The sequence below is a fragment of the Chryseobacterium geocarposphaerae genome, from assembly GCF_002797535.1.
Classification (GTDB): Bacteria; Bacteroidota; Bacteroidia; order Flavobacteriales; family Weeksellaceae; genus Chryseobacterium; species Chryseobacterium geocarposphaerae.
Genome location: NZ_PGFD01000001.1, coordinates 2,411,659 through 2,429,240, shown reverse-complemented (window position 1 = coordinate 2,429,240; position 17,582 = coordinate 2,411,659). Strand labels below are relative to the sequence as shown.

Sequence of the window (17,582 nt, the reverse complement as noted above, 5' to 3'; positions counted from 1 at the left end):
TCTTCATTAGTCCTGAATTCGAATGAAAAACATCTGATTCAGAGCTTTAATAGAGTTCTTTAGCCAATTTCTGCGAGATAGTCAATACTTTGAAATCAAAATAGAATTTTGGCAATTAAAATCATCTAACACTTATTTATCATACTATGAAAAAACTTTTACTCATGTGCCAATTACTTTTTGGCTCATTTTTGATGGCCCAGATCGCCTACACCCAGAATTGGACGGCCTCTGGACTTAACAACTGGACCACAAGCGGGTCTGTTTTCTCCAATGAAACTGCTGCCAATCAAATATGTGGAACCAGTGGTGGAACCATTAGAGGTGAAAGGTATTATGGAAACACAGGTGAGTTTACTTCCCCTAATCTCACAGGAAATAATACCGGGCAGGTCACTATGTCTTTTGATTACAAGGTAACTGACTATTATGCGGGAACTACTGCTACGCCAGCTGCTAATATAGGGACTATAAAAGTAGAATATGCTACAAGCACTTCAGGACCCTGGACTACGGCTTATACGATTAATTCTGCCAACCACATATCGGCTAATACATGTGCGACAAAAACGATTACTTTCGTACCTTCGGCAGGGAATTTATATGTTCGATTTAATGTTACTTCTGATCTTAATTCAGATGTTTATTATTATTTTGATAACGTATCAATTTCGCAATCTGCACCCCCAACTTGTGCCGCACCATCAGCAATAACGTTAGGAACTGTTACTGCGGCTACCGCTGCTATATCATGGACAGCACCTACACCGGCTCCGGCGAACGGATATGATGTCTATTATAATACTACAGGAATCCCTCCAACTTCAAGTACGGTGCTTAATGCAAGTAATTCCGTATCAAGTACTACGACCTCGGCTACGATTTCAGGCTTATCGCCAACAACAACTTATTATGTATGGGTAAGGGCAAAATGCAGTGCTACTGATCAGAGTTACTGGATTCCAATGGCTTTACCATTCACAACACCATGTGTTGCAATTTCTACTTTCCCTTGGTCTGAAAATTTTGACTCAATGACAGGTATTGGAACAGCTGTATTGCCAAATTGTTGGGCGACTAATGGAGGTTCTAATTTATTTACGACTCAGGATGCTTCTGCTCAAGATTATAATGATCCAAAATCTACTCCTAATTATGTAACTGTTTATTATCCTACAACAGCATCTTATTTATGGACACCTAGCTTTCACTTAACGGCAAATCAGTCTTATGATTTCTCCTTCTATTGGGTAGGAGACGGATATTCTGGTTGGGAAGGAGATGTATTGGTGAATACCTTACAGTCTTCTACAGGAGCTACCAATTTGACTACTTTTGTTACTTCTTCCCAAACAACAAATGGGGGTTCAAATAGTACAAATTATACAAAAGTTAAAGTAACATTTGTACCAACTACAACAGGGGAGTATAATTTCGGAATTAAAGCTTATGCTGCTACCTGGGATCCGTATTATTTAGGATTTGATGATTTTAATGTAATGCCTACTCCTACCTGTGTAGAGCCTACAGGAATGACCGTGAGTGGAATCTCTTCAAATACAGCTACTATAGGCTGGACAGCACCAACGCCTGTTCCTGCAAACGGATATGAATATTATATTTCTACAACAAACACACCGCCTACTGCTGCTACTGGACCTGTAACAGGAACTTCATTTAGTTTGCCAAGTACTTTGGCTCCAAACACTACCTATTATTGGTGGGTGAGAGCAGTTTGCTCTACAACAGACTCCAGTATCTGGATTCAGGGGCCAACGTTTACAACAACACAAATTCCTGCTACACTACCATATTCTCAGCCTTTTACCAGTAATGATTTTGGAATTATAAATGGATCTCAGACAAATAAATGGTATTATGGCTCGGCAACAGGTAATCCGGCAAATTCAATATTTATCTCTAATGATAACGGGGTTACAAATGCTTATGATGCTTATTCTACGAGTGTAGTTCATGCCTATAGAGATTTTGCCATACCTGCAGGAACAACAGCTGCTTCACCAGCTATTCTTACTTTTGATTGGAGAGCAATGGGAGAAGGGACAACACCATATTTATATGATTATATTAGTGTATGGATGGTTCCTTCATCATACATGCCAGCTGCAGGAAATGCAATTACTGCAGGAGCGAATAGAGTTTTGCTGGGCCAGCTAAACCAACAGGGAACTTGGCAGAGCTTTGTGAATACTAATGTGGATTTATCAGGTTATGCAGGAGGTGTTATGCGTTTGGTATTCGAATGGAAAAATGATTCGTATGGTGGTAATTCGCCGGCTGGAGCGATAGATAATATAAATTTATTGATCCCTACTTGTAAAGTGCCAACAACTTTGAATGTAACAGGAATTGTTTCGAATGGAGCAACAATCAGCTGGACAGCACCAACGCCTGCGCCTGTTGGTGGATATATATACTATGTATCGGCTTCAAATACGCCTCCTGGTGCAAGTACGGTCGGAGTACCTACCTCAGCGACATCTGTGAATTTGATTCCGACTTTAGCTCCGAACACAACATATTATTGGTGGGTAAAAGCAGTTTGCTCCACTACCGACTCCAGTATTTGGATTCCGGGACCGAGTTTTATGACTACACAAATTCCGGCGCAAATTCCTTATATCCAGGATTTTTCTGGAAGCAATGATTTCGGATTGTTAAATGGAGGACAACCTAATATATGGTTCCATGGTTCTGCAACCGGAAATACCGGAAAGTCCATCTATATTACAAATGATAATGGAGTTACGAACTCATATGCTGATAATTTAACAAGTATTGTACATGCCTACAGAGATATAGAAATTCCGGCAGGAACCAGCCTTGCTACTTTCTCTTTTGACTGGAAAGCAGATGGAGAGAGTTCTTATGATTATTTAAAAGTATGGCTGGTACCAGCTACCTTTTTACCTACACCGGGAACTCAGATTACAACTGCAACCGGAACACCTGGATCGCCGGGAAGAGTTCAGGTAGGACAGTATAATTTAAATGGAACGACTTGGCAGTCTTACTCCAATGCAAATTTAAATCTGACTAACTATGCAGGTGGTATTATGCGTTTGGTATTCGAATGGACCAATGATAGTTCTGGAGGAACACCGCCACCGGCAGCCGTTGACAATATTATATTGAGAGTTTGTAGTACGGCTACTCCTGTTGTTACAGTAGTTCCAACTTCTATTACGCATAATTCAGCGACAATTACCTGGCCGCAGGATATCGGAGGAGCTTCTTATAAAGTAAGATACAGACCGGTAGGTTCTACCCAATGGCTGCCAACAGCAGGTCCTATTGATGTGCCAGCAGTAAATGCACCTAACCAGCCACCTTTTCCTCTTACAGGATTATTACCTGCAACATTATACGAAGTAGAAGTGGCAGCAGTTTGTAATACCGTGAACGTAGGAACATATTCCCACAATGAATTTATTACATTGTGTGATCCGACTCCACCGAATGTAACGTTTACAAATATTACAGCTACTACAGCAGTTGTGAACTGGTCACCATTGGCGGCAAGTGCTACCTATCAGCTGCAATGGAGAAAAGTAGGAGATCCTACATGGATTGGACCAATTAATTTACCAAACCCTCCTGCTAATAGCTTCTCGCTTCCTTCAACAGGATATACTTTAACACCATATACACAATATGAAGTTCAGGTAAGAAATACATGTGTAAATTCAACGACACCTAATCCATGGTCAAGTTTGGCAAGATTTACTACGGAGAGAACTTGTGATATTGCACCTCCGGGATTAACCATTCTTGAATTGAAACCAACAAGTGCTAAAGTACAGTGGGATCCTTATGTAGGTCCGGATGCAACAGGTAAATATATTTTAAGATATAGAAAAATAGGAATTCCTGGATGGACTACTATTCAGGTATCCAACAATATCTATACTCTTACCGATTTAACGGAACTGACGAAGTATGAAATGGAGGTAGCTAACGTTTGTAGTGGTACTCCGGGTAATTATACTTTACCATATTACTTTACGACTCCAACAGTGATCTACTGTCAGATGGGAGCAGTGAATACTTCAGGAGAATATATCTCTAAAGTGACAGTAACTCCTAATGGAAAACCACAGATGGTTAATACTTCTGCAGGATCAACATACACTGATTATACGGCTGTAGTACCTGCTCAAATTGAATTGATTCAGGGATCAACCAATAACCAGTTAACAATTGATAAAGTGGTAAGCGGAGATGCAGGTGTTGTAGCATGGATTGATTTCGACAGAAACGGAGAATTTGACATCAATGAAAGAATTTTGGTATCTAATCCAAGTACTGCAGCAACAGCAACGACTACATTCAGTGTACCATCCGATGCTTTTGTAAGCAATGCAGACTATATGTATGTAGTGATGAGAGTAGCGTTAATGAAAGGAGGAATTCCGGTAAACTGTACCAACTTCGACAGTGGAGAAGTGGAAGATTACACAGTGAGAATCTCTAAGAAACCGGCTACTAACTTACTGAATCAGAATGATATCTTAATTTATCCTAACCCTGTAAGTACAGTATTGAATGTTAAGAATATCAGCAAGAGAGCTAACTATAAGATTTATAGTTCTGCAGGTCAGTTGATCACGACCGGAATCATCTTAAATAACAAAGTAGATGTCCATTCATTAATCAACGGAATGTATGTGATCGATATTCAGGATGGTTCAACTTCGGTACAGAAGAAGTTTATCAAGGAATAAGAAATCATAACAACGATTACTTTTTAAAATAGAATCAGCTCTCAGAAATGAGAGCTGATTTTTTTTTTGCTATTTATTGAGTTTTGATTAAAAAATAGAATGTGTTGAAGAAATAATTTGAATATTTCCTATTCGGTGTTGAATCGATAACTTATTGGTTGGGATCGTTCTTTTTTCAAATGATGATTTCGCTAAACGCTTTTGCTTACAGGGAAAATCAATGTCGTAAAATTCACACCTTTGTGTATTTTTTGGATATCTATAATCATAATTGAAAGATTTTGTTAGTATTTGATTAAAATAAGTAATTATTAATGATATTTTTAATGAAAATATGATTAGATTTGTATAATTATTAAAAATCTTGTAATATGAAATAAACTTTATTCTCTCTTTAATGCAGTTGAAACTGCAATAAAATATATTCAGAATACTGGATATATGATCGAAAAAATAACTTGTCTTTCGACGATTATCAATTCATTAAATTTTAAAAACTATGAGCGTATTTTTACATTGTAAAAACAAAAAATTCTTTAGGGAGTTGATTGTATTATTCTGTATGCTGTTCGGACTGTTTGCGAAAGGACAGACAGGATCAATAGGTACAGGTACTGCTACATCTACTTACCTTCCTGTTTACTCTTGTTATGGATACAGTTATTCACAACAATTGTATACAGCTGCTGAGCTTACTACAGCTATTGGGACTACCAATACGGTAATTACCAAAGTGAGGTTTTACGTATCAGCTACGGCAGCAACCCAGTCCAACTACAATCAGTGGACAGTCTATATTGGAAATACAACAAAAACGACCTTTTCTTCTACAACCGACTGGGTGCCTTTATCCCAAATGTCACAGGTTTATTCTGGAACATTAGGAACGATGACAGCGGGGAATTGGGTAGAGCTTTCTCTAACCACACCGTTTGTCTGGAATGGAACAAGTAACCTGGTAATTGCAGTTGATGAGAATGCACCTGGCTATTCCTGTACGGCTAGCTGGGGATCATATACATCAGGAACAAATACGGGAATATATCATTATAGTGATACTGTAAATGCAGATCCGGCTTCGCCACCAACTGCAAATAGCAGAACGGCATCTATTCCAAGGTTACAGCTTGTGAGTGAAGCGCCTTCTGGATGTATGTTTCCAAATCAGTTAGCTACGGGAGTTATTACTTCAAATAGTGGACAGATTACCTGGACAGCTCCTACTCCTGTACCAGCCAACGGCTATGATGTATATTATAACACGACAGGAGTTGCTCCTACTTCTTCAACAGTACTCAATGCCACCAATTCTGTACAAAGTACTACGACATCTGCTACTATTTCAGGATTAACGGCTAACACCACTTATTATGTATGGGCAAGAGCTAAGTGTAGTTCTACACAGCAAAGTATTTGGGTGGGGCCTGTTTCTTTCTATACAGGGTATTGTGTGCCGGCAGGAGGAACGAGTTCCACATCTTATTACCTGAATAAAATCTTAACGACAGGAGGATGGACCAATTTAAATTATACAGCATCATCCTACACAGCTTATGTTAATAATTCAACAAATACAATTACTACTTCACCAGGAAGTAACATTAGTGTCAGTTTAGCAGCGGCAGGCTCTAGTACTTACTATTATTATACATGGGTAGACTGGAATAATGACATGGACTTTAATGATGCGGGAGAAACTATTCTGGCAACAACTTCTTATGCTGCTACAGGATCAACCAGCATTAACGTTCCGGCAGCACAGCCTTATGGAAATTACAGAGTGAGATTTGCGGTATCATACAGTGGAGCAATTACATCTTGTGGCACTGCATCATATGGTAATTATGTGGATTATACTATAGCGGTTGGAGCTCCTCCTACATGTATGCCGCCTACAGCATTAGTTTTAAACTCTGCTACAACATCTTCAGCGGCTATCGGATGGACGGCTTCTACAACGAATCCTCTAGGCTATGAAATTTATTATAATACAACAGGTATTGCGCCGGGAGCAGCAACTACTCCTCAGATTACAGGAGTAACAGGTACAACTGCTACAATTCCTGGTCTAACAATTAATACCACTTATTATATATGGGTACGAGCAAGATGTAGTTCTACAGATGCGAGCCCTTGGTCTGGACCAATTACTGTATTTACTAATTATTGTGCTCCAACAGGAGGAAGTAGTTCAACAACATACTATTTAAATAATATTACTACTACAGGAGGATGGACAAACCTTGGATATACGGCATCATCTTATACGGCTTATGTTAATTCTAATATGTCATTCCTTAGTTCTCCGGGAAATAGTGTTGTGATGAACTTGGCGACTTCTGGTGGTTCTACATATTACTATTATGTTTGGATTGACTGGAATAATGACATGGACTTTAATGATCCGGGAGAAACTATCCTGGCAACAACTTCTTATGCGTCTACAGGAACTGCAACAATTAATATTCCTGCAGCACAAGCGTTAGGAAATTATAGAGTAAGAGCTTCTTCATCTTTTATTGGAGCAGTTACTCCTTGTGGACCTGCACCATACGGAAATTATGTAGACTTTACATTGGCTGTAGTTGCGCCACCAACATGTTTACCACCAACAGGTTTAGCAGTAAGCGGTTTAACGGGTAATGGGGCAATTATAAGCTGGGCAACTCCAGCAACGCCACCGGCAAACGGATATGCATATTATGTTTCTACAACTCCAACGCAGCCGGCAACCCCTACAGGGACAACAACGGCAACATCAGTGAACCTTGCACCGACTTTAGCTCCGAACACAACGTATTATTGGTGGGTAAAAGCAATCTGCTCTCCTACAGATAACAGTTATGTAGCTCAGGGGCCAAACTTTATGACGACACAGATTCCGGCTCAGCTTCCTTATATTCAGAATTTTGAGGCGGCTAATGATTTAGGATTATTGAATGGAACGCAAGCTAATAAATGGTTCTATGGCTCTGCAACCGGAAATACTGGAAAATCCATCTATATTTCTAATGATAATGGAGTAACAAATGCTTATACTGTTTCTTCTGCGGCAAGTACGGTACAGGCTTATAGAGATATTGAAATTCCAACAGGAACCAGTCTTGCTACCTTCTCTTTTGACTGGAAAGCACAGGGTGAAAGTTCATATGACTATTTAAGAGTATGGTTGGTGCCATCCAACTTTATGCCTACACCGGGAACTCAGATTACAACTGGTTCTGGAAGAGTGCAGGTAGGACAGTATAATTTAAATGGAACGACTTGGCAGTCTTATTCCAATGCAAATTTAAATTTAACCAGCTTTGCAGGAAGTGTAATGCGTTTGGTATTCGAATGGAGAAATGATGGTACCGGAGGAACTCAGCCGCCGGCAGCTGTTGACAATATTGTATTGAGAGTTTGTAGTACAGCTACTCCTGTCGTTACAGTAACTCCGGCTTCTATTACGCATAATTCAGCAACAATTACCTGGCCACAGGATATCGGAGGAGCTTCTTATAAATTGAGATACAGACCGGTAGGTTCTACCCAATGGTTGCCGACAGCGGGTCCAATTGATATAGCTGCAGTAACGGGAATTACACAGACGTTTACGTTAAACCCGCCGACTTATCCATTGACTCCGGCAACCAATTATGAAGTAGAAGTAGCGGCTGTTTGTAATACCGTGAACGTAGGAACATATTCACATAATGTGTTTACCACAAGATGTGACCCAACTCCACCGAATGTAACGTTTACTAATATTACAGCTACTACAGCAGTTGTGAACTGGTCACCATTGGCAGCAAGTGCTACCTATCAGTTGCAATGGAGAAAGGTAGGAGATCCTACATGGATTGGACCAATTAATTTACCAAACCCTCCGGCTAACAGCTTCTCACTTCCTTCAACAGGGTATACTCTAACACCGTATACACAGTATGAAGTTCAGGTAAGAAATATATGTGTGAATTCAACAACACCTAACCCATGGTCAAGCTTAGCAAGATTTACTACGGAGAGAACTTGTGAGATTCCGCCACCAGGATTAACGATTCTGGAATTGAAACCAACAAGTGCTAAAGTTCAGTGGGATCCTTATATAGGCCCGGATGCAACAGGTAAATATATTTTAAGATACAGAAAAGTAGGAATCCCAGGATGGACTACTGTTCAGGTGTCGAACAATATCTATACTCTTACCGGTTTAACGGAACTGACTAAGTATGAAATGGAGGTAGCTAACGTTTGTAGTGGTACTCCAGGTAATTTCACTTTACCATATTACTTTACGACTCCAACAGTGATCTACTGTCAGATGGGAGCATTGAATACTTCAGGAGAATATATCTCCAAAGTGACAGTGGTTCCTAATGGAAAACCGCAGATGGTCAATACTTCTGTAGGATCGAAGTATACTGATTATACGGCTGTAGTACCTGCCCAAATTGAATTGATTCAGGGTTCAGTGAACAATCAGTTAACGATTGATAAAGTAGTAAGTGGAGACGCAGGCGTTGTAGCATGGATCGATTTCGACAGAAACGGAGAATTTGATATCAATGAAAGAATCTTGGTATCTAATCCAAGTACTGCAGCAACAGCAACTACGACATTCAGTGTACCATCCGATGCTTTTGTAAGCAATGCAGACTATATGTATGTAGTGATGAGAGTAGCCTTAATGAAAGGAGGAATTCCGGTAAACTGTACTAACTTCGACAGTGGAGAAGTGGAAGATTACTCAATAAGAATTTCTAAGAAACCTGCAAATAGTTTATTGAATCAAGATGATATCTTAATTTATCCGAACCCTGTAAGTACAGTATTGAATGTTAAGAATATCAGCAAGAGAGCTAACTATAAGATTTATAGTTCTGCAGGTCAACTAATCACGAGTGGAATCATCTTAAACAACAAAGTAGATGTTCATACGTTGATTAATGGAGTTTATATGATCGATATTCAGGATGGTTCAACTTCGGTACAGAAGAAGTTTATCAAGGAATAAGAATTACTAATTGATTACTTTTTAAATAGAATAAGCTCTCAGAAATGGGAGCTTATTTTTTTATTATAAATATATAAGCGGTTGTAATATTTAAGAATGAATATTTTATGCTTGATGATATTAAAATTTGATAGAGGTAAAAATGAAGTTTTCGAGAAGAATTATTTTTTTTGTTTCCATATGACCGATTTAATAGATATTTGATAGTTAAAGGTTGTTGTTTTTAAAATTTAAATCTTTTTTTTGGTTTTTATTTATTTCCAATAAAAAATGAGAATTTGTGTTATTTATTTAAAATAAATAAGTGTAAGGTATTTGTGAGATAAAAGTATTAGTTTTGCAACCAATTTAAAATAATACAGCCTATGATAAAAATTTTTACATTTTACTATTTTCTATAATAACTAATGGTTTTAAACGTTAAAGATATTTTTAGGACCATCCATTTAATTCTAATTTAATTTATGTATAATTCTCAAAATCCTAATAATGGATTTAATATTTTGATGATATGAAGAAGATTTTACTACTTTTTTCATTTGTAATTGCATTGATAACCAATGCACAGGTGAGTTCTTACAGTTTTGTGAAGTCATCTGGAACTTACACGGCCTTAACAGGGGCGACGACTTTAGAAACGGCAACAGCAAATACACTTGCAGGTTCGTTGGATAACAATGTCTATCCGGTAACAATTCCATTTAATTTTTCATTTAATGGTGTTAATTATTCATCATTAAATGTTTCAACAAACGGTTTTTTAACTTTTGGAACAACGGCTCCGTCAACATCTGAATATTCACCCATTTCCAATACAGGGGCCTATTCTGGTGCCGTTTCTGCATTTGGTGGAGATCTTAATTCAGTGTTCAATCTTGGTGGTACTACAGGTAACATCAGCTGGGGAGTTGTGGGGACGGCTCCAAACAGAGAGATAGTGGTACAATGGGCTGATTTCAGACCTTCTTATACACTTTCTACTACAAATGCTTATTCTTTTTCTTTTCAAATACGATTAAGAGAAACTACGAATACAATTGCTGTTGTTTATAAGAACGGGTCTTATCTTGTTGGAAGTACATCTATTAGTGGAACCAGACAAATTGGTTTAAGAGGTACAACCAATGCTGATTTTAATAACAGAACTAATTCAACCTCAGTTCTTTTTACAAACTCTACTGCCGGTACTGCAAATAGTAATACTCAGGCATATAATACGACTGCTGCTACACCAGGGATGCCAACTGCCGGATTGACCTATACCTGGACTCCGCCAACCTGTTTTGCACCTACGAATTTAACATCATCAGCAATAACAGCTACAAGTGGATCAGTTAGCTGGACAGCTCCTTCATTGGCTCCGGGGAGTGGATATGACATTTATTATACCACTTCTACAACAGCACCAACATCTGCAACGGTACCATCACAGACAGTACCAACAGGAACTTCTGCAACCATTTCGCCTTTAACTCCCAATACAACATACTATGTGTGGGTAAGGTCTAAATGTAGTGGGACGGATCAAAGTGCTTGGACTTCAACATCTTTTACCACGCCATGTACAGCGATCACAGCTTTACCATGGACTGAAAATTTTGATTCTATGTCAAGTATTGGTTCAGGAATTGTTCCTTCTTGCTGGAAACAAATTGCAGGTACTTATTCATGGAACTCTTCGAATACAGCTTCTACGACATATAATGTGCCTAGATCTACTCCGAATTATATGAGGATTCAATATGGTAATACTACGGCAAGTCAGTTATGGACACCTGGCTTTGCATTAACAGCCGGTACAGCCTATGAGTTTTCATTCTATTATAATACAGGAGGGCAAGGCTCTTCTTACCAAGGGTTTACAGGTAATGTATTGGTAAATTCTGCCACTTCAATGACGGGAGCAACCAATTTAGGAACATTTATAACGGCTACTCAGGATACATCGGGGTATGTTAAGTATAAAGTATATTATACTCCAGCTACATCCGGAACATATTATTTTGCTGCAAATGTATCTGCAAATGGTTCTCCTTGGTATTTAGGACTTGACGATTTTAAATTGAGAGTAGCGCCTACATGTATTGAACCATTAGGAGTAACAGTAGTTGGCTCAACATCTTCTACTGCGACAATTTCTTGGACACCTCCTACTACTGCACCTGCAGGAGGATATCAGATATATTACAGTACTACAACTACGCCACCTGCAACACCTAATATTACAGGAATTCCAAGCGGAAGTACAGGATATACAATTCCAGGACTTGCACAGAGTACTACCTATTATATATGGGTAAAAGCATTGTGTAGTTCTACAGATCAAAGTGATTTATCAGATGTTGTTTCTGTTATGACGACACAGATACCTGCAACACTTCCTTATATTCAGAATTTTGAAACGGCGAATGATTTAGGATTGATCAATGGAACTCAAACCAATAAATGGTTCTATGGTTCTGCAACCGGAAATACCGGAAAATCTATCTATATTACAAATGATAACGGGGTAACAAATGCTTATAACATTACAGCCGGAAGTGTAGTACAGGCCTACAGAGATATAGAGATTCCGACAGGAACCAGCCTTGCAACTTTCTCATTTGACTGGAAAGCACAGGGTGAGAGTTCTTCGTTTGACTATTTAAGAGTATGGTTGGTACCATCCAACTTTATGCCTACACCGGGAACCCGAATCGTGGCAGGAACAGGAAGAGTTCAGATTGGACAGTACAATTTGAACGGGACAACATGGAGTACTTATTCCAATGCTAATTTAAATTTAACCAGCTATGCAGGAGGTATAATGCGTGTGGTATTTGAATGGTATAATGATACTTCCGGAGGAACACAACCACCGGCAGCCGTTGATAATATTGTATTGAGAGTGTGTAGTAATGCTACTCCTGTTGTCACGGTAGTTCCAACTTCTATTACGCATAATTCAGCGACAATTACCTGGCCGCAGGATATCGGAGGTGCTTCTTACAAAGTAAGATACAGACCGGTAGGTTCTACCCAATGGCTGCCAACAGCAGGTCCTATTGATGTAGCTGCTATAACAGGAACAACGCAAACATTTACATTAAATCCACCAACTTATCCATTAACTCCGGCAACGGATTATGAAGTAGAAGTAGCGGCTGTTTGTAATACCGTAAATGTAGGAACATATTCACATAATGTGTTTACCACTAAATGTGACCCTACTCCACCGAATGTAACGTTTACCAATATTACATCTACTTCAGCAGTTATAAATTGGTCTCCGTTAGTGGCAAGTGCAACATACCAGATGCAATGGAGAAAAGTTGGAGATATAGGATGGTCAGCTACGATCAATTTACCTAATCCACCAACTAATAATTATTTACTTTCAGGATTAAGTCCTTATACACAATATGAGGTTCAGGTAAGAAGTACATGTGTAGGTTCAACAACACCTAACCCATGGTCAAGCTTGGCAAGATTTACTACGGAGAGAACATGTGATATTGCACCTCCGGGATTAACCATTCTTGAGTTAAAACCAACAAGTGCTAAGGTTCAGTGGGATCCTTATGTAGGTCCGGATGCAACAGGTAAGTATATCTTAAGATACAGAAAAGTAGGAATCCCAGGATGGACTAATATTCAGGTATCCAACAACATCTATACTCTTACTGGTTTAACAGAACTTACTAAGTATGAAATGGAGGTAGCTAATATTTGTAGCGGTACACCAGGTAATTTTACTTTACCGTATTACTTTACGACTCCAACAGTAATCTATTGCCAAATGGGAGCGTTGAATCCTTCAGGAGAATATATCTCTAAAGTGACAGTGGTTCCTAATGGAAAGCCACAGATGATAAAAGCTTCTGCAGGCTCAACATATACCGATTATACTACTGATCCTCTTGCTCAGATTGAATTGATCCAGGGTTCAGTGAACAACCAGCTAACGATTGATAAAGTAGTAAGTGCAGATGCAGGCGTTGTAGCATGGATTGATTTCGACAGAAACGGAGAATTTGACATCAATGAAAGAATTTTGGTATCTAATCCAAGTACTGCAGCAACAGCAACGACCACATTCAGTGTACCGTCCGATGCTTTTGTAAGCAATGCAGACTATATGTATGTAGTGATGAGAGTAGCGTTAATGAAGGGAGGAATTCCGGTAAACTGTACCAACTTCGACAGTGGAGAAGTGGAAGATTACACAGTGAGAATCTCTAAGAAACCAGCTACTAACTTACTGAATCAGAATGATATCTTAATTTATCCTAACCCTGTAAGTACAGTATTGAATGTTAAGAATATCAGCAAGAGAGCTAACTATAAGATTTATAGTGCAGCAGGCCAGTTAATCGCGAGTGGAATTATCTTAAACAACAAGGTAGATGTTCATACATTGATTAATGGAGTTTATATGATCGATATTCAGGATGGTTCAACTTCGGTACAGAAGAAATTCATTAAGGAATAAAAATCATACAACGATTACTTTTTAAAATAGAATCAGCTCTCAGAAATGAGAGCTGATTTTTTTAATATTATTATAAAAGAAATAAAATGCTCGCTGAAAATTCCAACGAGCTGTATTTTATTCAATACTAAAAATGATTTTTTCGGTTTGTTCTTTTAGATCCTCCAAATTTGTATTGTTATAGATGACATAATCTGCCAATTTTATTTTATCTTTTTCAGGCATCTGCTTTTCCATAACGGCTTCTACTTCCCGGTAGGTTTTACGGTCTCTATCCATAACCCTTTTCGCCCTGATATTATCTTCGGCAGTTACTAAAACAGATTGGTAACATTGCCTATTGAGTTGTAATTCAAATAATAAAGCAGTTTCCTTAAAAACCAAATATTTGGTTTGTCTCTTTACCCATTCTTCAAAATCAATCCGGACCGCAGGATGAATAATTTCATTTAAGCTTTGAAGCAAATCTTTATTATTAAAAACTTTTTCAGCAACAAACTTTCTGTTATAGACACCATTTTCATAAGCTTCATTACCTAAAAGTTCGATGATTTTACCTTTCAGTGCATCATTGTCATTTACGATATCTTTTGCTCTGTCATCCGAGTAATATACAGGAAATCCAAATTCTTCAATAAATTTTGCAACCGTAGTTTTTCCGGAGCCTATTCCGCCTGTTAAACCAATTATTTTTGGGGCAGATAACGGTTCTGGCTCTGCTTTCTGAGTTTCTGATTGTAATTCTTCCATACTTAAAAATTAATATCCGAAAACATCATTAAAACTAAACGTCTCATCCAATCTTACTCCTTTTTCAGTCATTTTAAGACTGGCTAATTCATTGTGTGCATCATGTTCAAAGAACAACAGGTATTCATTATCCACACATTGCTTCAGGAATTTTCCTTTTTCTTCTAATGTCAAAAGAGGTCTTGTATCATATCCCATCACATATACCTGATTGATATGTCCTACTGTAGGAATCAAGTCAGCAGCAAAAACTATTGTTTTATCCTGGTATTGAATGACAGGTAACATTTGTTTCTCTGTGTGCCCATCAACAAATATAACATCCATTTTCAAATCGGGTGCGAAGCCATAATTTCCGGTCGTTGGAAGCGGTAAGAAGTTTAATTGTCCGCTTTCCTGCATTGGGATGATATTTTCTTTTAGAAAACTTGCTTTTTCTCTCGCGTTAGGCTCTGTTGCCCATTGCCAGTGGTTTTCGTTGGTCCAGAACTGTGCGTTTTTGAAAGCCGGTCTGTAGCCCGTTCTGTCATCGTTCCATTCAATAGCTCCACCACAATGGTCGAAATGAAGGTGCGTTAAGAAAACATCAGTAATATCTTCTCTTACGAAACCATATTTCTTTAAATTTTTATCTAAATTATCATCTCCCCAAAGAGAATAATGTCCAAAGAATTTATCGTCTTGTTTATTTCCAAGACCGCAATCAATTAAAATTAATTTCTTTCCGTCTTCCACAAGAAGTGAGCGTGTTCCAAGCTCGATCAGGTTTTTTTCGTCTCCAGGATTAGTCTTTTCCCACAAACTCTTTGGGACGACTCCAAACATGGCACCGCCATCCAATTTAAATTTTCCACACTGTATTGGATATAGTTTCATATAATATTAAGTTTTATAATGTATTATTTTTTAACAGTTTCATTTTCTCAGCAATCTTTTTTCCATTTTCATCGCTGTTTTCAAGATTTGAAATGATATTTTTAAAATCGTTCTCTTTTCTGTTTTGAGAAAGTTTCTGTTTAATGAAAATTTCAGTAGGAATAATTTTTAATCCGAAAGCTCCTTTCATCTCTTTCTCAACAAATTCCTTTCCCATATTTTCTACCATCATCGGACACTGCTGAAACTTCTCATATTTGGAAGTCAGTTTATCCAGATGATGATACAACTCTTCAGGATTCATCAGTTCCACTTTTCCATAGATTTGCACCGCCTCATAATTCCAGGTAGAAACATTCACATGATCGTACCAGCTGCTAGAAATATACGCATGGGCTCCTAAAAAATCACAAAGAACTTCATCTCCGTTTTTTAATGCTTTTGCCTGTGGATTGGCTTTCGAAATATGGGTTTCAATAAAAATATTTTCTGTGTCATCTTCATTCAGCAACATCATCGAATGGGTGGCACGAATCTTATCTACGGAAGAAATTAATAAAGCAAAAGAATGCTCTCGGATAATTTCTTTCATCAGATTGTAATCTTCGCTTTTGTATAATTTAGGTATAAACATTATCTAAAATAATTTCCCGGGATTTTTAGGTCTTGCAATATTTAAATGTTTATATGCTTTCTCAGTCACTTCGCGGCCTCTCGGAGTTCTAATGATAAATCCCTCCTGAATTAAAAACGGTTCATAAACCTCTTCCAGTGTTTCAGGGTTTTCGGCTATTGAGGTAGCGAGTGCGGAAATACCCACAGGTTTTCCTTTGAAATTCTCAATCATCACACGCATGATCTTATTATCCATTTCATCCAATCCGAATTCATCTACATTTAATGAATCAAGAGCATATTTGGTGATGTTAATTTCAATTTCACCATTACCTTTTATCTCTGCAAAATCCCGGACTCTTCTCAATAGAGCATTGGCAATTCTCGGGGTTCCGCGGCTTCTTCTTGCAATTTCAATGGCTGCATCTTCATAGATCTTTACACCCAAAACTCTTGCACTCCTGATGATAATCATTGATAAAAGTTCGATGGTGTAATATTCAAGCCTGCTTTGAATCCCGAATCTGGCAAGCATCGGTTTTGTCAGCATTCCGCTTCTGGTCGTTGCACCAACTAAAGTAAAAGGATTCAGGCCAATCTGAACACTTCTCGCGTTCGGACCGGTTTCCAGCATAATATCTATTTTATAATCTTCCATCGCGGAGTATAAGTATTCTTCTACGACAGGAGACAGGCGATGAATTTCATCAATGAAAAGAACGTCGTTTTCCTCTAGGTTTGTCAAAAGTCCGGCTAAACTTCCCGGCTTATCCAGAACTGGTCCGGATGTAATTTTACAATTTACACCCAATTCGTTGGCAATAATATTCGCTAAAGTGGTTTTACCCAAACCGGGAGGACCATGCAATAAAACATGGTCAAGAGCGCCACCACGCTTCTTGGCGGCAGTCACGAAGACTTCAAGATTTTCCAAAGTTTTCCTCTGTCCCGCAAAATCTTTAAAGCTTTGAGGACGAATCTGTTCTTCCTGCATCAGCTCTTCACGGGAGTAGTTGTCTTTGTCTGGATGTAAAAAATCGGGCATTAATTCAATTTCATTTACCGTAAAGATAGGAAAATTGAGGTTAAGATGAAGACAGGAACAGGCGAAAAATTAAGATTTGAGCAG

Annotated in this window: 7 protein-coding genes; 3 read left to right on the top strand and 4 right to left on the bottom strand. The window is 38.3% G+C overall.

What is annotated here, in order from left to right:
- The first annotated feature begins 164 nt into the window (after positions 1 to 164).
- The 3 genes from CLV73_RS10795 to CLV73_RS10785 all read left to right on the top strand — a co-directional run bounded on the left by CLV73_RS10795 (position 165) and on the right by CLV73_RS10785 (position 14,212).
- Entirely contained in the window at positions 165 to 4,745 is a 4,581-nt protein-coding gene (locus CLV73_RS10795) for a fibronectin type III domain-containing protein (RefSeq protein WP_169925747.1), read from the top strand.
- A gap of 499 nt (positions 4,746 to 5,244) precedes the next feature.
- Positions 5,245 to 9,741 (top strand): GEVED domain-containing protein, encoded by a 4,497-nt coding sequence (locus CLV73_RS10790; RefSeq protein ID WP_100376808.1) that lies wholly within the window; start codon positions 5,245 to 5,247, stop codon positions 9,739 to 9,741.
- 511 nt (positions 9,742 to 10,252) lie between these two features.
- Positions 10,253 to 14,212, top strand: coding sequence for a fibronectin type III domain-containing protein (locus CLV73_RS10785; protein ID WP_100376807.1), 3,960 nt, complete (start codon positions 10,253 to 10,255; stop codon positions 14,210 to 14,212).
- Positions 14,213 to 14,329: 117 nt separating this feature from the next.
- Here the strand turns inward: CLV73_RS10785 and coaE are convergent, their stop codons facing one another.
- Genes coaE through ruvB form a run of 4 tightly spaced genes read right to left on the bottom strand, consistent with a single transcriptional unit; the run spans position 14,330 to position 17,498 of the window.
- Entirely contained in the window at positions 14,330 to 14,962 is a 633-nt protein-coding gene (coaE, locus tag CLV73_RS10780; protein WP_100376806.1) for a dephospho-CoA kinase, read from the bottom strand.
- Between the two features lie 9 nt (positions 14,963 to 14,971).
- On the bottom strand, positions 14,972 to 15,838 hold the full coding sequence (locus tag CLV73_RS10775; protein ID WP_100376805.1) for an MBL fold metallo-hydrolase: 867 nt from the start codon (positions 15,836 to 15,838) through the stop codon (positions 14,972 to 14,974).
- A 13-nt stretch (positions 15,839 to 15,851) separates the two neighbouring features.
- Complete coding sequence (locus CLV73_RS10770) at positions 15,852 to 16,472, bottom strand: FMN-binding negative transcriptional regulator (protein WP_100376804.1); 621 nt, start codon at positions 16,470 to 16,472, stop codon at positions 15,852 to 15,854.
- Positions 16,473 to 16,475: 3 nt separating this feature from the next.
- A complete protein-coding gene (gene ruvB / locus CLV73_RS10765) occupies positions 16,476 to 17,498 on the bottom strand; it encodes a Holliday junction branch migration DNA helicase RuvB (RefSeq protein WP_100376803.1) in 1,023 nt (340 codons plus the stop codon).
- Positions 17,499 to 17,582 lie beyond the last annotated feature (84 nt).